The organism is Micromonospora sp. ATLC16 (assembly GCF_057196645.1).
On sequence record NZ_JBXUOW010000035.1, the window covers coordinates 1 to 18,996 of the forward strand.

Annotated in this window: 14 protein-coding genes; 9 read left to right on the forward strand and 5 right to left on the reverse strand. The window is 71.0% G+C overall.

The genetic code is table 11. The annotated features are described in order from the left end of the window. Nucleotides 1-289 precede the first annotated feature (289 nt). The 7 genes from AC2CHE_RS16400 to AC2CHE_RS16430 all read left to right on the forward strand — a co-directional run bounded on the left by AC2CHE_RS16400 (nt 290) and on the right by AC2CHE_RS16430 (nt 12,398). On the forward strand, nt 290-1,579 hold the full coding sequence (locus AC2CHE_RS16400; protein ID WP_484505750.1) for an adenylosuccinate synthase: 1,290 nt from the start codon (nt 290-292) through the stop codon (nt 1,577-1,579). A gap of 122 nt (nt 1,580-1,701) precedes the next feature. After that, on the forward strand, nt 1,702-2,952 hold the full coding sequence (purD, locus tag AC2CHE_RS16405) for a phosphoribosylamine--glycine ligase (RefSeq protein WP_484505751.1): 1,251 nt from the start codon (nt 1,702-1,704) through the stop codon (nt 2,950-2,952). Between the two features lie 361 nt (nt 2,953-3,313). Further along, nucleotides 3,314-3,799 (forward strand): RNA polymerase sigma factor, encoded by a 486-nt coding sequence (locus tag AC2CHE_RS16410; protein WP_484505752.1) that lies wholly within the window; start codon nt 3,314-3,316, stop codon nt 3,797-3,799. Then, nucleotides 3,796-4,392, forward strand: coding sequence for a hypothetical protein (locus tag AC2CHE_RS16415; RefSeq protein ID WP_484505753.1), 597 nt, complete (start codon nt 3,796-3,798; stop codon nt 4,390-4,392). Before AC2CHE_RS16410 ends, AC2CHE_RS16415 begins: the two co-directional genes overlap by 4 nt. 78 nt (nt 4,393-4,470) lie before the next feature. Next, the gene (locus AC2CHE_RS16420) at nt 4,471-5,163 is read left to right on the forward strand and encodes a hypothetical protein (RefSeq protein ID WP_484505754.1); all 693 of its coding nucleotides are present in this window, start codon (nt 4,471-4,473) and stop codon (nt 5,161-5,163) included. Nucleotides 5,164-5,302: 139 nt separating this feature from the next. After that, nucleotides 5,303-7,324 carry an SPFH domain-containing protein gene (locus AC2CHE_RS16425; protein ID WP_484505755.1) on the forward strand — a complete coding sequence of 674 codons (2,022 nt, stop codon included), beginning with the start codon at nt 5,303-5,305 and terminating at the stop codon, nt 7,322-7,324. After that, complete coding sequence (locus AC2CHE_RS16430) at nt 7,317-12,398, forward strand: DNA repair ATPase (protein ID WP_484505756.1); 5,082 nt, start codon at nt 7,317-7,319, stop codon at nt 12,396-12,398. Before AC2CHE_RS16425 ends, AC2CHE_RS16430 begins: the two co-directional genes overlap by 8 nt. A gap of 80 nt (nt 12,399-12,478) precedes the next feature. Here the strand turns inward: AC2CHE_RS16430 and AC2CHE_RS16435 are convergent, their stop codons facing one another. Beyond that, nucleotides 12,479-13,624: a serine hydrolase domain-containing protein gene (locus AC2CHE_RS16435; RefSeq protein ID WP_484505757.1), complete on the reverse strand. Its 1,146-nt coding sequence runs from the start codon at nt 13,622-13,624 to the stop codon at nt 12,479-12,481. A 367-nt stretch (nt 13,625-13,991) separates the two neighbouring features. Between AC2CHE_RS16435 and AC2CHE_RS16440 the strand changes: the two genes are divergently transcribed. After that, nucleotides 13,992-14,456, forward strand: coding sequence for a G1 family glutamic endopeptidase (locus AC2CHE_RS16440; protein WP_484505758.1), 465 nt, complete (start codon nt 13,992-13,994; stop codon nt 14,454-14,456). A 308-nt stretch (nt 14,457-14,764) separates the two neighbouring features. On the opposite strand, the gene AC2CHE_RS16445 is transcribed toward AC2CHE_RS16440, so the two are convergent. Together AC2CHE_RS16445 and AC2CHE_RS16450 are read right to left on the reverse strand one after the other, a co-directional pair. Further along, complete coding sequence (locus AC2CHE_RS16445; protein WP_484505759.1) at nt 14,765-15,979, reverse strand: acyl-CoA dehydrogenase family protein; 1,215 nt, start codon at nt 15,977-15,979, stop codon at nt 14,765-14,767. A 1-nt stretch (nt 15,980) separates the two neighbouring features. Continuing rightward, a complete protein-coding gene (locus tag AC2CHE_RS16450) occupies nt 15,981-16,433 on the reverse strand; it encodes an SCP2 sterol-binding domain-containing protein (RefSeq protein WP_093403799.1) in 453 nt (150 codons plus the stop codon). Nucleotides 16,434-16,500: 67 nt separating this feature from the next. On the opposite strand from AC2CHE_RS16450, the gene AC2CHE_RS16455 reads away from it, so the two are divergent. Further along, nucleotides 16,501-17,136: a TetR/AcrR family transcriptional regulator gene (locus AC2CHE_RS16455; protein ID WP_484505760.1), complete on the forward strand. Its 636-nt coding sequence runs from the start codon at nt 16,501-16,503 to the stop codon at nt 17,134-17,136. A gap of 12 nt (nt 17,137-17,148) precedes the next feature. On the opposite strand, the gene AC2CHE_RS16460 is transcribed toward AC2CHE_RS16455, so the two are convergent. Together AC2CHE_RS16460 and AC2CHE_RS16465 are read right to left on the reverse strand one after the other, a co-directional pair. Further along, nucleotides 17,149-17,763, reverse strand: coding sequence for a DedA family protein (locus AC2CHE_RS16460; RefSeq protein WP_484505761.1), 615 nt, complete (start codon nt 17,761-17,763; stop codon nt 17,149-17,151). 255 nt (nt 17,764-18,018) lie between these two features. Further along, complete coding sequence (locus tag AC2CHE_RS16465; RefSeq protein WP_484505795.1) at nt 18,019-18,864, reverse strand: MaoC/PaaZ C-terminal domain-containing protein; 846 nt, start codon at nt 18,862-18,864, stop codon at nt 18,019-18,021. Nucleotides 18,865-18,996: the final 132 nt, after the last annotated feature.

An 18,996-nucleotide genomic window follows, 5' to 3' on the forward strand; every position in this document is an offset into this window, starting at 1 on the left:
CGAGGGGGGGGCCGCGCGGCGGCCGCCCCCCCCGCCCCCCCCCCCCCGCCCCCCCCCCCCCCCCCCCCCCCCCCCCCCCCCCCACAGCAGGCTTCGTCGCTGCCACACCCGGCTCCCGGAGCGTCCCGCTCCGAGCCGAGGGTGAGCAGCACCACGTCGTACACGGGTAGCTCCTCCTGCTGTTCCCGACGCGACCCCTGCCGGCCGTGCCGTCACTACTTGTTAACCTGACACCCCGGGCTCGCTGACCGGTCGCCATCTGGCACCCGAGCCTTCTGGAGGCGAGAAGATGCCAGCGATCGTGCTCCTCGGCGCCCAGTGGGGCGACGAGGGCAAGGGCAAGGTTACCGACCAGCTGGGTGGGCGGGTCGACTACGTCGTCCGCTTCTCTGGCGGCAACAACGCCGGTCACACCGTGATCACCCCGGACGGGCAGAAGTACGCGCTGCATCTGATGCCGTCGGGCGCGCTCTCCCCGAACGCCGTGATCGTCATCGGCAACGGTGTGGTGGTCGACCCGAAGGTACTGCTCAGCGAGATCGACGGCCTGGCCGAGCGGGGTGTCGACGTGTCCCGGCTGCGGATCTCCGGCGACGCGCATCTGATCATGCCGCACCACCGGGCGCTGGACCGGGTGGTCGAGCGGTACCTGGGCAGCTCGCGGATCGGCACCACCGGCCGGGGCATCGGTCCCGCGTACGGCGACAAGGTGGCCCGGATGGGCATCCGGGTGCAGGACCTGCTCGACCCGGGCATCCTGCGCAAGAAGCTGGAACTCGCGTTGCGCGAGAAGAACCAGGTGCTGTTCAAGGTCTACAACCGTAAGGCGATCGACGTCGACGCCACCATCGAGGAATACCTCGAGTACGCGGAGCGGCTGCGGCCGTACATCGCGGAGACCCGGGCGATGCTCTGGGACGCGCTGGACCGTGGGGACACCGTGCTGCTGGAGGGTGCCCAGGCCACCATGCTCGACATGGACCACGGCACCTATCCCTTCGTCACCTCGTCGAACCCGACGGCCGGCGGGGCGTGCGTGGGTGCCGGCATCCCACCGACCGCGATCACGAAGGTGATCGCGGTGAGCAAGGCGTACACCACGCGAGTCGGTTCCGGACCGTTCCCGACCGAGCTGTTCGACGACAACGGTCAGCACCTGCGCAAGGTTGGCCACGAGTACGGCACCACCACCGGGCGGGAACGCCGGTGCGGCTGGTTCGACGCGGTCGTCGCGCGGTACGCCTGCCGCCTGAACGGCGTCACCGATCTGGTGATCACCAAGCTGGACGTGCTCACCGGCCTGCCCACGGTCCCGATCTGCGTCGGCTACGAGATCAACGGCAAGCGGGTCGACGACATGCCGATGACCCAGACCGACTTCCACCACGCGGTCCCGATCTACGAAGAGCACGCCGGTTGGTGGGAGGACATCACCAAGGCGCGCACCGCGGACGACCTCCCCGAGAACGCCAAGCGCTACATCGCCCGCATCGAAGAACTCTGCGGAACCCGCGTCAGCGTCGTAGGCGTAGGCCCTGGCCGCGAAGAAAACGTAACCCGCCACCCCCTCCTCCCCTAACCCGACCCACCCCCCAACCCACCTCTGCGTTGATCATGAATTGTCATCGCCGGCGCGGCGTGTCGGAAGCAATAACCTCATGATCGACGGGATCGGTGGTGGGGTCGGTAGGATGACTCGGCGTGCGGGTTCTACTTCTTGGTGGTGGTGGGCGGGAGCATGCGCTCGCCCTGGCGTTGGCCGATGATCCTTCCGTCGAGGCGCTGATCGCGGCACCGGGAAATCCGGGGATCGCGGCGGTGGCGGAGTTGCGGGGCGTCGATCCGGTCGATCCGGTGGCGGTGGCGGGGCTCGCCGTCGAGGTGAGCGCGGACCTGGTCGTGATCGGGCCGGAGGCGCCACTGGTCGCCGGGGTGGCCGACGCCGTCCGGGCCAAGGGCATCGCGGTCTTCGGGCCGTCGGCCGAGGCGGCCCGGCTGGAGGGCTCCAAGACCTTCGCCAAAGAGGTGATGACCGCCGCCGGTGTCCCCACCGCACGGGCGTACACCTGCACGGACGAGGCGAGCACGGCCGCCGCCCTGGACCGGTTCGACCCACCGTACGTGGTCAAGAACGACGGGCTCGCCGCCGGCAAGGGTGTGGTGGTCACCAGCGACCGCACCGTCGCCGAGGCGCACGCGCGTGAGTGCGGGCGGGTGGTGATCGAGGAGTACCTCGCCGGTCCCGAGGTGTCGCTGTTCGTCGTCACCGACGGCGAGACCGCGGTGCCGCTGCTGCCGGCACAGGACTTCAAGCGGGTCGGTGACGACGACAGCGGCCCGAACACCGGCGGCATGGGGGCGTACGCGCCGCTGCCGTGGGCGTCGGCAGATCTGGTCGACGAGGTCATGCGGGATGTGGTGCACCCGACGCTTACCGAGATGCGCCGCCGGGGGACGCCCTTCTCCGGTCTGCTCTACGTCGGCTTGGCGATCACCGCCGACGGCCCCCGGGTGATCGAGTTCAACGCCCGCTTCGGTGACCCGGAGACGCAGGTGGTGCTCGCGCTGCTGGAGACACCGCTGGGTGGGCTGCTGCACGCCGCCGCCACCGATTCGCTGGCCGACCATCCGCCGCTGCGCTGGCGTACCGGTGCCGCAGTGACGGTGGTGGTCGCCGCCGAGGGTTATCCGGCGGGGCCGCGTACCGGCGACGTGATCACCGGCGGCGAAATGCCGGGCGTGATCCACGCGGGCACCGCCCGCCGGGCTGTCGACGGCACCCTGCTCTCCGCGGGCGGCCGGGTCCTTTGTGGTACGGCCACCGGCCCGGACCTGGCCGCCGCCCGTGATGCCGCCTACCAGGTGGTACGCGGCATCACGCTGTCCGGCTCGCACTACCGTCGGGACATCGCCGCCGCGGCGGTCGACGGACGGATCGCCCTTCCAGGGTGACCCGCCCGCCTGGTCGGGTCTCTGCGTGACGTTGTCGTCTGTCGTGCCCACACTTCATCGTCGGCGCTGCTGCCGTCCCTTTGGGGCTGCTCCACCACCAATGGACCTGGTGGCCGTTGCTGTGCGCTATGGGGGGCGCATGCCGACATTGACTTGTGTGCCTCTCGGGACGACCGACCCGCCCGGTAGTTGTTACTGTCTGCCCAGTTCGAGAAGGCAGACTCCGGCTCCGTCTTCTCGGTGCTGATGGTGCTCCTCCCGCGCTGTCGTGAGGCATCCCGCCCGTCGGTGAAAGTCCGCCGGGGCGATGCTGCAACTTGATGCACCGGTAGTGGCGTCTCTTACCGGTGAGGGAGGTGGGATGGACGCCGACGAGTTCGAGACATTCGTACGCGACACCGCACCGGCGCTACGTCGGTACGCACGCGCCGTCACCGCCGACCCGAATCAGGCCGAGGAACTCCTCCAGCAGACGTATGTGCGGATGGTGACGACATGGCATCGCCGCGACGCCGAGGGCGGACCACTGACGTACGCGAAGCTGGTGATGGTGCGGCTGCATGTCGGTCGGCTGCGGACGATCGTCCGGCGGTTCCGATCGGCGCCGGCCGCTTCGCCGTCGGCGGCTGCCGACGAGGTCGACAGCCTGCGCCGGCTGCTCGCCGGGCTTCCTCCGTTGCAGCGGGTCGTACTGGTCATGACCTATCTCGACGACCTGGACGACGAGTCCATCGCGGCGGCGATCGGCCGTCGTCCGGCGACCGTCCGGTCGCTGCGCCATCGCGCCCTGTTGCGGGCAGGGCTGCCGATCGCCCGGGTACGCGCGGCGGGGGAGGTGACGGGATGACCGATGTCCGGGACGCGCTCCGCGAGGTCTGGAACGCCGATGCCGGGCCGCCGGTCCTGGATCCGTTGCCGGCGGTGCGAGCCCGCCTGCGTCGTCGCCGCAAGCTGCGGGCCGCTGCCGCCGCGCTCGCCTCGTGCGCGGTCGTCGGGATGGCGGTGTTCATGGCCGCTACCGCACGGCACGACGAACCTTCGCCCTCGGTGACCGGGCCGCCTGCCAGCCCGGTCGTTCCCGAGTTGCGGGGGCTGCCGCCCTATCTGCGGCCGGTCGATGCCACGGATGCGGTGTTGCGGATGGCTCGGCCGGAGGTGGTGCCGAGCGGCACCCGGTCGGCGTACGAGGGTGCCGGCCCGGTCTCCCGGGTGGTGATCGTGTTCGACTTCGAGGCGCCGCGTGGGCTGCCCGGCACGCCACGCGAGGTGACCGTGCCGACCCGAGCCGAGGTGATGGCCACGGATGATCCGGCGACGTCCACGGCATACCTGTCGGCGTGGGCGCCGGACGGGCGCTGCTGGTTCATCGCCGTGACGGCGGCCGAGGCCGAGATCCGGTCGTCGACGTTGGACGCCCTGATCGAGGCCAATCTCGGTTGAGCACCACCGCCGGTCGCTGAGCCTGACCGGTCAGGCCGGCGGGATCAGCCGATCGGCCACCGCAGGCATTGACATCCCATGTCACGATCATCGTGCCGGTGGCTGGCCAGCACCCACCGGTACGGGGAGGAGGACGCGGTGACCGGCTTTCTCGGCGCGGCGCTCAGCTTCCCCACCGTGCTGTTCAGCTTCCTGCTGGTGGTGGTCGTCGGCTACTGGCTGCTGGTGTTGACCGGCGTGCTGGATCTCGGCGACGACCTTGACGTCGACGGCGTACCGGGCACCGTACTGGCCGGTCTCGGCCTGGGCGGCGTGCCCAGTGCCGTCATCTTCTCCCTGCTCGTGGCGGTGGCCTGGTTCGTCAGCCTCGCCGGCACCGCCCTGCTCGACGGCCTCGGGCTCGGCTCCGGCACCCGGATCGCCGTCTCGGTCGGTGTGCTGCTGGCCGCCGCGGCCTGCGCGTGGCTGGTGACCCGGCTGGTCGCGGTGCCGCTGAGCCGGCTCTTCCCCACCGAGACGGACGCCACCCGGCACGCCTTCGTCGGTCGCCTCTGCGTCGTGCGCACCGGTACGGTCACCGCCGACTTCGGTCAGGCCGAGGTGACCGCGGCCGACGGTTCGTCGGCGGTGGTCCAGATCCGGCAACCGGGCGACGAACAGATGACGGCCGGAACCTCCGCGTTGATCTACGACTACGACACCGACGGCGAGTTCTTCTGGGTGATGCCCGCCGGACCCGCCTTCGATCCGATGAGACACGTCCCCGAATAGTCCACAAACCTGTCGAGCGCAGCCGGTCGATTCCCTTCGGCCGGCCCGCCCCACGCTGCCCCTGAGCCGCCCCCGAAAGGAGGATGCGCGGCGTCCCGCCCGGCCCGTCGGCCGGTCGCCACCGCACGCGCGCCCAGCCATGGATGTCATCACCACCGGTATAGGCGTACTCCTCGCCGTCGTCCTGCTCGTCGCGCTCGGCGTGGTGTTCATGGTCAGCCGGCTGTTCCGCAAGGTCGAGCAGGGCAAGGCTCTGATCGTCTCCAAGGTCCGGCGGGTCGACGTGACCTTCACCGGCGCGGTCGTGCTGCCCGTCCTGCACAAGGCCGAGACCATGGACATCTCGGTCAAGACCATCGACATCGAACGGACCGGCAACGAGGGTCTGATCTGCCGCGACAACATCCGGGCCGACATCCGGATCACCTTCTTCGTCCGGGTCAACAAGACCGTCGAGGACGTCATCAAGGTGGCGCAGGCGATCGGCACCGCCCGGGCCAGCGACCGGGAGACGCTCCAGGAGCTGTTCAACGCGAAGTTCTCCGAGGCGCTCAAGACGGTCGGCAAGCAGCTCGACTTCGTCGACCTCTACACCAAGCGCGACGAGTTCCGCGACCAGATCATCCGGGTGATCGGCACCGACCTCAACGGCTACAGCCTGGAGGACGCGGCGATCGACTTCCTGGAGCAGACGCCGATGGCGCAGCTCGACCCGAAGAACATCCTCGACGCCCAGGGCATCCGGAAGATCACCGAGCTGACCGCGCTGGAGCACGTGCGGACCAACGAGTTCCGCCGCAGCGAGGAGAAGGAGATCACCCGGCAGAACGTCGACGCCCGGGAAGCCATCCTGGAGCTGGAGCGCCGGCAGGCGGACGCCGAGGCCAAGCAGCGCCGCGAGATCGATACGGTACGGGCCCGCGAGGAGGCCGAGGTCACCCGGGTACGCGCGGAGGAGCGCCTGCGGGCGGAGACCGCGAACATCCGTACCGACGAGCAGTTGGGCATCCAGCACGAGAACCGGGCCCGGGAGATCGCGGTCGCCGAGAAGAACCGCGAGCGGGTCATCGCCATCGAGACCGAGCGGATCGAGAAGGACCGCCTGCTGGAGGTCATCGGCCGGGACCGGGAGACCGAGCTGAGCACGATCGCCAAGGACAAGGAGGTCGAGGCCGAGAAGCGGACCATCGCCGAGGTGATCCGGGAGCGGATCGCGGTGGAGAAGACCGTGGCCGAGCAGGAGGAGAACATCAAGCGGCTGCGGGTCGTCGAGGAGGCCGAGCGGACCCGGCAGGCGCTGGTGATCCAGGCCGAGGCCGAGGCGCAGGAGAACCTGGTCAAGGACATCAAGGCGGCGGAGGCCGCCGAGGCGGCGGCGAAGCACCGCGCCCGCGAGGAACTGGTGCTGGCCGAGGCCCGGCAGCAGGCCGCCGAACTGGACACCCGGGCGAAGATCCGGCTGGCCGAAGGCGTCCAGGCCGAGGCGGCAGCGGCCGGCCTGGCCGACGTGCAGGTCCAGGAGCGCAGCGCCGAGGCGATCGAGAAGGTCGGGCGCGCCGAGGCCGCCGTCGAGCGGGAGAAGGCCGTGGCCGCCGCCGAGGCGGTGCGCGAGAAGCTGAAGGGCGAGGCCGAGGGTCTGACCGAGAAGGCCGCCGCGATGGCCGCGCTTGACGACGCGACCCGCGAGCACGAGGAGTACCGGCTGCGCCTGGAACTGGAGAAGGAGGTCCGGCTGGCCGGGCTGGACACCCAGCGTCAGGTCGCCGAGGCGCAGGCCAAGCTGGTCGCCACGGGCCTGGAAAAGGCGAACATCGACATCGTCGGCGGGGACAGCGTCTTCTTCGACCGGCTGCTCAGCTCGATCTCGTACGGCAAGAGCGTGGATGGTTTCGTGGCCCACTCGGACGTGGCGAAGAACCTGGCCCAGCCGTGGCTTGACGGCACCGCCAGCTTCACCGACGACCTGGCCCGCATGGTCGGCTCGATCGACAGCGCCGACGTGCAGAATCTCACCCTCTCGGCGTTCCTGATGCAGCAGATGCGTTCCGGCGGCGGGGACAAGGGCAAGCTCCAGGAGCTGTTGAAGGCCGCGCAGCGCCTCGGAGTGGCGGAGACCCCGGTGGCCGCCCTGACCGGCCCACGGCAGCGCGCCGGTGAGTGAGCCGACCGCCGGTCCGGCCGCTGCCGGGCGTACGCCCGGCGACGCCGGACCGGCTCCGGCCGCCCCGGACCCGACCGGGCCGGGTGCGACGGACGCCGCTACCCGGCCGGGACTGGACGACGGCAGCTACGAGGTGCTCCGCAGGCGACTCGCCACGCAGGCGACCGAGCTGGCCCGGCGGGCGGAGACGCTCAACGCCCGCCGACTGGAGGTCTTCGGCAGCACCGAGTTGCGGCTGCTGAGCACCGAGCGGATCCGCACCGAGCACAACTGCGTACCCCGGGACATCGTCTCGGTGGGCGGGCTGATGCTGTTCGGCTACAACGTCTTCATCGGGTTGAAGCCGGAGACCTCCGTCGACGACGTCTTCTCGCTGCACCGGTTCAGCCGCGAGCCCGGCGAGGGTGACGAGTCCCGCGACGGCGGGCCGGAGGTGGCCGGGTTCCGGTTCGACGAGGCGGGCCACGACGAGCTGCCCGGCCTGCTCCGCGACCCGCAGTTCGTCCGCGACTTCGGTGAGCTGTACCGCTACTACCGGCAGGCCCGGCTGCTGCAACTGCGTCGGGTGGACGGCCGCCTGCTGGCGGTGTTCCAGACCGGGCCGCGCACCGAGGACATCCGGGTGCTGCGGTGGCGGGTCGGCGTCGACGGCGTGCCCGAGTACCTGGACAGCCGGGGCGAGCGGGACCACGTCTTCCCACCGTCACACGACTTCGAGTGGACCGAGACGACCCGCGAGGACCACGTCCTCGGCCGGCATCCGCACATCTCCATCGACGGCCAGGTCTTCGTGGAGACGGTCGGCGGCACGCTGACCGTGAAGGTGGAGAACAACACCGAGGTCGGCGAGGGCATCTACAGCGAGCCGGTGGACGAGCCGTTGCAGAGCCTCGCCGACGCCGACGTTCACTGGGCCCGGGTGGGGCCGCTGATCCTGCTGCGACTGCGGCCGTACAAGGAGACGCAGTGGCGGCACCTGGTGTTCAACACGCTCACCCGGGAGGTGATGCGACTCGACGGCATCGGCGTCGCCTGCCAACGGCTACCCGAGGACCACGGCATCATCTTTCCCGGCGGGTACCACCTGGTCACCGGAGTCACCCGGACGTTCGACACCGACGTGTCGGAGCTGGAGTTCGAGCGGGTGGTGCGCTCGCCCAACGGCGAGGACGTGCTCTACGTCTTCCACGCCCGCGCCGACGGCCGAAGCCTGCTGCTGCCGTACAACGCGATCCGCAAGGAGGTGGCCGCGCCGATCCCGTGCCACGGGTTCTCGCTGTTCGACGACGGCACGCTCGTGGTGTTCCGGGCGGTGTCCGAGGAACCGACCCGGGTCCACCCGATGCAGGTGTGGCAGACACCGTACGTCTCGGACGCGTACGCGGCGGCGCAGCCGGCCGGCACCGGGCCGCTGGAACGGATCGGCAACGCCGACCTGGTACGCGGCATCTCGGACTGCCTCTCGGCGGCCGGGATGGTCGACGACACCGCCACCGCCGGGCTCTACGAGGCGCTGATCGCCGCCTGCGCCCGGATCGCCGACCACTACCACTGGCTCGGTGAGGACGAACTCGGTGACCTGGCCACGCCGCTGGCCGGGCTGCGCCGCACCGCCGCCGCCGTGCTGGAGGAGCACGAGAAGGTCCGGACGCTCACCGAGCAGGCCCGCGCCGAACTGGACGACAGCGCGGAGCAGATCGCCTCGCTGGCCCGCCGGGCGCGCGGCGAGGCGCCGCTGACCGCCGACGACTGGGTCACCCAGTTGGGCGGCCTGCGCCGCGCCCGGGGTCACCTGGAAACGCTGCGGGAACTGCGGTACGTCGACCACGCCCGGATCGACGAGTTGGCCGGTCGACTTGACGAGGAACTGGCGGCGGCCGGTCGGCGGGCTGTCGAGTTCCTGCGCCGCGACGAGGCGTTCAGCGGTTACCAGCAGGAGGTGGAGCGGCTGGCCACGAAGGCCGTAGGGATCGGCACGGTGGCCGAGGCGGGCACCGTGCACGACGAGCTGGCCGCGCGTACCGACGGACTCCAGACCATCACCGACGTGGTCGGCGGGTTGGACATCGCCGACGCGACGGTCCGCACCGCCATCCTGGGCCGCGTCGGCGAGGTGCTGGGTGCGGTCAACCGGGCCCGTGCGGTGCTGGACAAGCGCCGCCGGGAGCTGGCCGCCGCGGAGGGTCGGGCCGGCTTCGCCGCCGAGTTCGCCCTGCTCGGGCAGGCGGTCACCGGGGCGCTGGCGGCGGCGGACACCGCCGAGCGCTGCGACGAGCAGCTGGGCCGGCTGCTGCTGCGGGTGGAGGAACTGGAGTCCCGGTTCGGCGAGTTCGACGACTTCCTCGCCGAGTTGGCCACCCGGCGCACCGACATCTACGAGGCGTTCTCCTCCCGCAAGCAGGCGCTGCTGGACGAGCGGGCCCGCCGTGCCGACCGGCTCGTCGCCTCCGCCGAGCGGATTATGGTGAGCGTGCACCGGCGAGCCGGCAGCCTTGGCTCGCTCGACGACATCAACACCTACTTCGCGGCCGATCCGATGGTGGACAAGCTGCGCGCGGTGGTCGAGGAACTGCGTACCCTCGGCGACGCGGTGCGGGCCGAGGAGCTGGACGGCCGGGTCCGGGCCGCCCGCCAGGAGGCCGGGCGTGGCCTGCGTGACCGTCTCGACCTGTACGCCGACGGCGGCGAGACGATCCGGCTGGGCCGGCACCGCTTCGCGGTGAACACCCAACCGATCGACGTGGCGGTGGTGCCGGCCGAGGGCCGGATGGTGGTGGCGGTGACCGGCACCGACTATCGCGCCCCGATACGCGACGAGGAGTTCCAGCAGACCCGACGGTTCTGGGACCAGCTGCTGGTCTCCGAGTCGGCGCAGGTGTACCGGGCCGAGTACCTGGCGACCTCGATCCTGGCCGCCGCCGAGGCCGGTCGCGACGGTCCCGGCCTGGACGAGTTGCACACGGCGGCGGTGGACGCCGACGGGCTGCGGGAGCTGGTCCGGCGGATCGCCGAGACCCGCTACGACGAGGGATACGAGCGCGGCGTGCACGACCACGACGCGGCCGAGATCCTGCGGGTGCTGCTGCGCCTGCACGCCGGCGCGGGGCTGTTGCGCTACCCGCCGGCCGACCGCGCCGCCGCCCAACTCTTCTGGCGGTACGCCACGGACGAGTCGGCCCGGTCGACCTGGACGGCGCGCGCCGCCTCGCTGGCCCGGGCCCGGGCGCGGTTCGGTCGTCCGGACGGTGCGGACGCCGCCGACCTGCTCTGCGGCCAGCTGGCCGAGGCGATCGAGGTGTTCCTGCGCGAGGCCGGACTGCCGGTGCCGTCCGGTGGCACCGCGCTTGCCGGCGAGTATCTGTTCGCCGAACTCGCCGCACCGCCGGTGCGCTTCGTCACCGGGGGCGGGGCGCGGGCCCTACTGGACCGCTTCCGCCGGGCGCTCGATGGCCCGCAGTCGCGTTCCTCCCGCGAGTTCGACGACGACCTGCGGGCGCTCGGTGACGACCTGGCCGGCCGGTACCAGCTGATCGACGCGTGGCTGACCGCCTTCCTGGCCACCGACGACGGTGGCCTGTCCGGTTACGACCTGCCGGAGGCGGTCACCGTGGAGTTGTGCGGCCCCGATCTGGCCCGCGAGGACAGCGCGGCGACGATGACGGACACGGTCGGCGACCTGCTCGGCGCGCACTCGCGCGTCGTGGGCTCCACCCTGGACGTACGGCTGGACGAGACGCTGGCCCGCACCCGCAGCTTCCGCACCGACCTGGTCCCGGCGTACCGGGACTACCAGCGGCGACGCAACGCGCTGGTGGAGGTCGAGCGGGAGCGCCTGCGGCTGGAGGAGTACCGGCCGAAGGTGATGAACGCCTTCGTCCGCAACCGTCTGCTCGACGAGGTGTACCTGCCGCTGATCGGCGACAACCTGGCCCGGCAGCTCGGCGCTACCGGCGACGGCAAGCGGGTCGACCAGTCCGGCCTGCTGTTGTTGATCTCACCGCCCGGCTACGGCAAGACCACTCTGATGGAGTACGTGGCCAGCCGGCTCGGCCTGGTCTTCGTCAAGGTCAACGGGCCGGCGCTGGGCTCGAAGGTCACCTCGCTGGACCCGGCGGAGGCGCCCGACGCCACCGCCCGGCAGGAGGTCGAGAAGATCTCCTTCGCCCTGGAGCTGGGCAACAACGTGCTGCTCTACCTGGACGACATCCAGCACACCAACCCGGAACTGTTGCAGAAGTTCATCTCGCTCTGCGACGGGCAACGCCGGATGGAGGGTGTCTGGGAGGGCCGGACCCGCACGTACGACCTGCGCGGCAAGCGGTTCGCGGTGTGCATGGCGGGCAACCCGTACACCGAGTCGGGGAAGCGGTTCCGGGTGCCGGACATGCTTGCCAACCGGGCCGACGTGTGGAACCTCGGCGACGTGCTCTCCGGCCGGGAGGAGGTCTTCGCGCTCAGCTATGTCGAGAACGCGCTCACCGCCAACCCGGTGCTGGCACCGCTCTCCGGCCGGGACCGCGCCGACCTGGAACTGCTGGTGCGGATGGCCCGGGGCGACGAGACGGTCCGCCCCGACCAGCTGTCGCACCCCTACCAGCCGGTGGAGCTGGAGCAGATCGTCTCGGTGCTGCGCAAGCTGCTGCGGGTGCAGCAGGTGGTGCTGGCCAACAACCAGGCGTACATCGCCTCGGCGGCCCAGTCCGACGACGCCCGCACCGAACCGCCGTTCCAGCTCCAGGGGTCGTACCGGAACATGAACAAGCTGGCCGAACGGATCGTCCCGGTGCTCACCGACGAGGAGCTGGAGGCGGTGATCGACGATCACTACCTGGGTGAGGCACAGACCCTGGCGGCCGGCGCGGAGGCGAACCTGCTGAAGCTCGCCGAGCTGCGCGGCCGGCTCACGCCGGAACAGGCCGCCCGCTGGGCCGAGGTGAAGGACGCCTTCCAGCGCTCGCGGGCGCTCGGCGGCACCGGCGACGACCCGGTCGACCGGGCGGTGGGCGCGCTCGGCCTGCTCGCCGACCGGGTCGGCGGCGTCGCCGCCGCCATCGGCCGCGCCACCGACCGCTGAGCCCGACATCAGGAAGGGCTACCTGCCGATGCCTCCGGTGCGGCAGGGCCCTCCCTGACCGGCCGGCGTCGTGGCAGCCCTCAGGTGAGCGCCAGCGCGGCGGCCAGCACCCGCTGGAGCAGCGCCGACTGACCCTCGGCCTTGGCGTCGGTCGGGGTGGCGGCGAACACCAACCGCAGACCACCGTCGTCGAGTGCGCCGACGGCCGCCTGGTAGCCGTAACGGGCGCCGGACTTGCCCCAGAAGACCCGGCCGTCGGGAAGCCGGATCGAGGAGAGGCCGCCGTTGCTGTACTCCGCACCCGTCCACGGATGGGTGAACAGTTCACGTTGCTGCGCGGGGGCGAGCAGCCGGCCGTCGAACAGGGCGGCGGAGAACCGGTCCAGGTCGGCGACGGTCGAGATCAGGTCACCCGAGGCGGGTGTGAAGGTCTGACTCCAGCGAGTCGCATCCACCAGCACGGTCCGGCCGTCCTGGTTCACCTGCTGGTAGCCCCGCACGTGTGGACCACGGATCCCGGTGGCGACGCCCGGGGCGTACGTGTCGCGCAAGCCGAGCGGCCGGAAGATCCGGTGTCGCATCTGCTCGGCGTACGACCGGCCGGTCACCCGCTCGACCAGGATGCCGGCGACGATGTAGCCCATGTTGGTGTAGCGCTGGGCGGTGCCGGGGGCGTAGTCCGGCGGGTTCGTCAGTGCCGTGCGGACGATCTGCTCAGGAGTCCAGCGGTCGAAGCGGTGGGCGAGTTGCCATTCCAGCCCGTCGGGTAGTACCGGGCTGGGCAGGCCACTGGTGTGGGCGAGCAACTGCCGTACGGTCACCGTCGGCCAGTCGGCCGGGATCAGGTCCGGCAGGTAGGGGCGTACCGGGTCGTCGAGGTCCAACTGGCCCTCCGCCACCAGTTGGTAGACCACGACGGCGGTGAAGAGCTTGGTGACGCTGCCGATCCGGATGCGGGCGTTCGGCGGTACCTGTGCCGAGGAGCGCAGGTCCCGTACCCCGAAGGTGTCCCTGAAACAGCCGGTCGGGGTGGTGACCCGCAGTTGGACGCTGGTGGTGGTGAGCTCGGGGTCGGGAATCGCGCCGACGGACGTGATCAGGCTCGTCGGGTCGAACGATCCGATCGGGCAGTCGCGGTGGGTCGCGCCGGCGGGTACCGCCAGGGTGCCGGCCAGCAGCGCGCCGACGGTGACTCCGGCGAGGAGATTACGCATGGTGAGTTTCATGGGGAGAGCCTGCCGAGCCCGGCGGCGCGGGAGGTATCCGGAATCCACCCGACCGTCCCCTGAGGACTCTCCCGTAGGGGCGTGTCCCGATTCCCCTCCCACCGGGTCGCCGCCGCTGCCTCGGTCCGGTCGGCGGGCAACCTCGCACGAAATCGCTGTCGAGTCAAGTCGCGGATTGTCGGATCTCAGTCGAAAACGTCGTCCGATTCTGGCCCGCTTTCCGAATCTCAGCATTCCCCTATTTCTCCCTCAGACTTCCCACAAGAAAGTGCTGGCGCCGATAACGACACTTGGATGTGTCAGCTGCGGCGCGCCGTACCGCCAGCAGCGGGCATCCGTCGAATTGCGAGAGAAGTGGGGTAACGACATGCGATTCAACAACTCCGGTGTGACCGCCGCCATCCTCGGCCGGCGTGGACTGGCGCTGGTCGCCGCGGCCGGGACGGTGGCCGGCTCCGTGCTGCTCGGAGCCGTTCCGGCGTACGCCAACGCGACCACCAAGACGGTGGCGTCCAACGGCGACAGCATCACCTTTACCACCAGCGACAGCAGCCGGAAGGTCAGCGGGAACGTTTCCTTCACGATCAACCGGGACGGGAACTGGGAGATCGACGCGAGCGCCCGAAACGGGAACCTGATCGGCCGCAATGCGCACTGGATCTGCGACCTGACGTTGGGCTCGTCGGACCTGCGGAAGTCGACCGGCACCAAGTGGGTGCCGGGTAAGAAGACCCGCAGCCTCAACGCCGCCGCGTACGAGCCGTTCATCCAGGTCAGCTTCGACGCGCTGGTGGCGACCGGGCAGGCCGACTGCGACATCGTCGTCGGCTGACCCGGACGTCGCCCGGTTCGAGGGGGGGTACGGCCAGAGCCGGTGTGACTGTGGGGGGTCCGGTCGAGGGGCGTTGGTGTGGCGGCAGGTTGCGCCCACCGCGCCCTTCGGCGTTGGCGCTGGGTACGCAGGTCTTCGCCGAGGGGTCGTCAGACGCGGTGAACACCGATGTCACGACGTGCGAAGTTCACCGGCGAGGCTCCAACCCCTTGCGTACCGCGCTGAGCTGGGCTGCGACGCGGATCGGACGACCCGGGGCGAGTGGGCCCCGCCGGGTCAGCGTGCTGACGATGAACGGCAGATCCGTGTCAGCGGATCGGCATCCCGGAGATCGCCCGGGAGATGACCAGCCGCTGAATCTCCGAGGTGCCCTCGAAGATGGTGTAGATCTTGGCGTCGCGGTACCAGCGCTCGACCGGATGGTCCCGCAGGAAGCCGGCACCACCGAGCAACTGGACCGCCTTCTCGGTCACCGAGACGGCCACCTCGCCGGCCTTGAGCTTGGACATCGAGCCCTCACCGGCGCTGAACGGTCGGTTGTTGCGGCCCATCCAGGAGGCCCGCCAGACCAGCAGCCGAGCGGCGTCGATCTCCATGCGCATGTCGGCCAGCGTGAACGCGACCGCCTGGTTGGTGATGATCGGCCGGCCGAACTGGACCCGCTCCTTCGCGTAGTCCAGGGCGTACTCGTAGGCGGCCCGGGCCACGCCGAGCGCCTGCGCGCCGACGGTGGGTCGGGACAGCTCGAAGGTACGCATCGCGGCCTGGCCGGAGGCGCGTTGCCCGGAGCGGGCGCGGGCCAGGCGTTCCTCCAGCGCCTCCTTGCCGCCGAGCAGGCACCGGCCCGGTACCCGGACGTCGTCGAGGAAGACGTCGGCCGTGTGTGAGGCGCGCAGGCCGAGTTTGCGCAGCTTTCGGGTGGCGCTGAGCCCGGCGGTGCCCGGCGGTACGACGAAGGCGGCCTGTCCCCGCGAGCCCAGCTCCGGCTCGACGGCGGCGGTCACCACGTGCACCCCGGCGATCCCGCCGTTGGTGGCGTACGCCTTCTGCCCGCGCAGCACCCACTCGTCGGTGGCCTCGTCGTAGGTCGCCCGGGTACGCATGGCGGCGACGTCCGAACCGGCCTCCGGCTCCGAGCTGCAGAAGGCGGCGACGGCCGGGGAGTCGACGTCCCCGAAGCACTGCGGCACCCATTCGACGAGCTGGTCCGGGGTGCCCGCGCCGTAGATCGCGGCGACCGCGAGGGAGGTGCCGAAGATGCTCAGCCCGATGCCGGCGTCGCCCCAGAACAGTTCCTCGTTGGCGATCGGCAGCGACAGCCCGGTGGGGTCGGCCCAGCAGGTGGCGAGGAACTCGAAGCCGTAGAGCCCGACCTTTGCCGCCTCCTGGATGATCGGCCAGGGAGTTTCCTCGCGGGTGTCCCACTCGGCCGCGGCTGGGCGCACGACCTCGCGGGCGAAGCCGTGCACCCAGTCCCGTAGATCCCGCTGTTCCTCGTTCAGGTCGAGCGAGAACTCGACCATCTCAGGCCTTGGGGATGTCGAAGAGGTTCGCGATGTTGGCGGCCAGGCCCAGGTCGCCCTTTGCCTTGAGCTTGCCGGTCATGAACATCATGACCGGGTTGGCGCCGCCCGAGACGATCTTCAGGAACTCGACCGGGCCCATGGTCAGGCTCAGTCGGGGGTCGTGCTGCGGGGTCTCGTTGACCGTGCAGGTGCCGTCGGCGATGACCACCTCGTAGGTGTCGGTGCCGCCGTCCGGGGCGCCGGTGATGTTCCAGTGGATGACCGCGTTGGTGGAGCCGGCCCGGTCGGCGCGGAACAGCTGCGGCATCCGCCCGAAGACCTCGCCGAGGATCTTGCCGCGCAGGTCACCGGACATCACCTCGGCCAGCTTGCTCTCCGGGGTGTTCTTGACGAGCTGGGCGAACTCCTTCGGGCCGACGTTGGCGAAGTTGGCCGGGTCGAAGTCAGTCATGGAAAGGCACCTCTCGGACAGTGGCTACTCGTGCGTAACCCTACGCATGGGTAGGTATGCTCGCAAGGTGTCCACCGGTCCCGCCTTCAAGCGCCTCCCGCGCGCGGTTCGGCAGCAGCAGATGCTCGATTCCGCGGTGCGGATCTTCGCCCGGCGTGGGTACCACGGTGCGAGCATGGACGAGATCGCCGAGGTGGCGGGCATCTCCAAGCCCATGGTGTACGCGTACCTGGGCACCAAGGAGGAACTTTTCGTCGCCTGCCTGCACCGCGAGGGCACCCGGATGATGGAGGCCATCGCCGGTGCCGCCGTACCGGACCTGCCCGCCGACGAGCGGCTCTGGCGCGGGTTGCGGGCGTTCTTCGGATTCGTCGGCGCGCACCGGGACGGCTGGGCGGTGCTCTACCGGCAGGCCCGCGCCGAGCAGCCCTTCGCGCGCGAGTTGACCGTGATGCGGGCGAGGCTGCTGGAGGTGGTCGCCGGACTGCTCGACCACGCGCTGCGCGCCGAGGGGCGAGAGGTGGCCCACACCGAGTTGGAGGTGGTCGCGTACGCGCTGGTCGGCGCGAGCGAGTCACTGGCCGACTGGCTGGCCGACCATCCGGAAGCCGACCCGGAGAAGACCGCCACGCAGATGATGAACGTCGCCTGGCTGGGCGCCGGACAACTGCTGCGCGGCGTGACCTGGCATCTGCCCGGGTGACCCTGCCACACCTCAGCGCCGTGCGGCCCGGCGATGGGCGCGGCGGCGCAGCCCGCGGGCCAGCTGCACCAGCAGGGTGACCGCGATCGACAGGCCGATTCCGGCCAGGATCCCGTAGATCGGCTCACGTTCGAAGGCCAGCCCGCCGAAGAGGCCGAGCAGCACGCAGTAGAGCGCCCAGGTGCCGGCGCCGATCAGGTCGTAGAGCAGGAACGGGCGCAGCGGATAGCGCACCGCACCCATGGTCAGGGTGACCGCCGTCCGCCCGCCGGGCAGGTACCGGGCGGTGGTCAGGATGACGCCGCCGTGCCGGCACACCGCCCGCCGCGCCCACCGCGATCCGGCCCGGCGTCGGCTGTCCTCCGGCGAACGATCCAGCCGACCTGAGCCGCCGCCGCGCCCGATGGCGTAGGAGATGTGGTCGCCGACCGTGGCACCGAGCATGGTCACCACGATCACCAACACCAGATTCGGCTCGCCGCCGGTGGCGAGAACGGTGACCGTGATGACCGCCGCCTCGGCCGGCACCAGCGGGAGGATCGCGTCGATCGCGGTGAGTCCGAACAGCAGCAGATACACCCACGGTGAGGTGAGCGTGTGCCGGAGCAGGTCGAGCGCGGCCTCCATGGATACATGCTCGCCGTCGGACGGAGGCATCGGGGCGGGACGGACGGATCACCGCAAATGGGGCCTTCCGCCCGCCGTCGACCAGCTAGCCGCGCCGCGTGCGGAACGGGCGGCGTCGAGCTGAGCCGTTCGAACCCGCTTGTCCTCGGCGGCGTCGTCGGCCGGACGAAACCGCCGGGAAGCGCCCAGAGGCCCCCTGCGGCTGTTCGCTCCGGCGAATCAGCAGCAGGGGGCCGGGCGAGCGCCCGGCCCCGCTCAGCGGATGGTGCCCACCAGGTGGAATCGACCCCGCCGGTCGTGCAGGCTGAAATCCCAGCCCGAACCGAGCGAGGTGGCACTGAAGGCCACCGTGCCGGGCAGCGGCACCGGCAGCTTGAACGCCACGTCCACCGTGTACGCCTCGGGCAGTCGGCTCTCCAGCGCCGCGAGACACCGCGCCTTGCTCCACATGCCGTGCGCGATCGGCCGGGGGAAGCCGAGCAGCCGCGCGCCCAGTCGTGAGGTGTGGATCGGGTTGTGGTCGCCGGAGACCCGCGCATAGTCCGTACCCACCCGGGGAGTGACCTGCCAGCGGGCGGTGGCGGCCGGCGGCGGGGGCCGCTCACCGTGGTCGCGCCGCTCGCCGCCGTCCGGGGTGCGCTGCCGGCCGAGGTACGTCGAGACGCCGCGCCACACCTCCTCGCCGTCGACCGACCCGACGAGTACGACGTCCACCTGCCGTCCCCGGTCGTGCGGACGCAGGTTCTCCGCCCAGGTGGTGAAGTCCAGCCGCTCGCTGATGGTGACCGGCCGCCGCACCGTGATCCGGTTGCCGACGTGCACCACGCCGGTCAGCGGGATCGGAAACTCCGGCGCGGTGATCAGGCGCAGCGTCAGCGGAAAACCCATGACGTGCGGAAAGGTCGCGGGCAGCCGGTCGGCGAGGCGGAACCCGCAGACCCGGTCGTAGTCGGCCAGCCGCTCCGGGTCGACCGCCACCCCGGCGACGGCCAACTCCACCGCCGGTACCCCGGCGGCACGCCGGCCACCCAGCCCCGGCACCGCGTTCAGCAGCGCCCGCCGGTACAGCGGCCCGGCCGCCGGCACCCGGGACAGTTCCACCCGGGCCCGCGCTGCGGGGTCGCCAGGGGCGGCCGCGACGCCGGCCGGACCACCGACAGCGGCACCGGCTGCCCGTGTGTCGGCGTGGCTCGTCTGCGCCGGCTGATCCGTCGACGGGTCGGAGTTCCCGCT

Coding starts and splice junctions, on each gene's coding strand:
- AC2CHE_RS16400 (WP_484505750.1), top strand. CDS start 290: ATGCCAGCGATCGTGCTCCTCGGCGCCCAGTGGGGCGACGAGGGCAAG.
- AC2CHE_RS16410 (WP_484505752.1), top strand. CDS start 3,314: ATGGACGCCGACGAGTTCGAGACATTCGTACGCGACACCGCACCGGCG.
- AC2CHE_RS16415 (WP_484505753.1), top strand. CDS start 3,796: ATGACCGATGTCCGGGACGCGCTCCGCGAGGTCTGGAACGCCGATGCC.
- AC2CHE_RS16420 (WP_484505754.1), top strand. CDS start 4,471: ATGTCACGATCATCGTGCCGGTGGCTGGCCAGCACCCACCGGTACGGG.
- AC2CHE_RS16425 (WP_484505755.1), top strand. CDS start 5,303: ATGGATGTCATCACCACCGGTATAGGCGTACTCCTCGCCGTCGTCCTG.
- AC2CHE_RS16435 (WP_484505757.1), bottom strand. CDS start 13,624: ATGAAACTCACCATGCGTAATCTCCTCGCCGGAGTCACCGTCGGCGCG.
- AC2CHE_RS16440 (WP_484505758.1), top strand. CDS start 13,992: ATGCGATTCAACAACTCCGGTGTGACCGCCGCCATCCTCGGCCGGCGT.
- AC2CHE_RS16445 (WP_484505759.1), bottom strand. CDS start 15,979: ATGGTCGAGTTCTCGCTCGACCTGAACGAGGAACAGCGGGATCTACGG.
- AC2CHE_RS16450 (WP_093403799.1), bottom strand. CDS start 16,433: ATGACTGACTTCGACCCGGCCAACTTCGCCAACGTCGGCCCGAAGGAG.
- AC2CHE_RS16460 (WP_484505761.1), bottom strand. CDS start 17,763: ATGGAGGCCGCGCTCGACCTGCTCCGGCACACGCTCACCTCACCGTGG.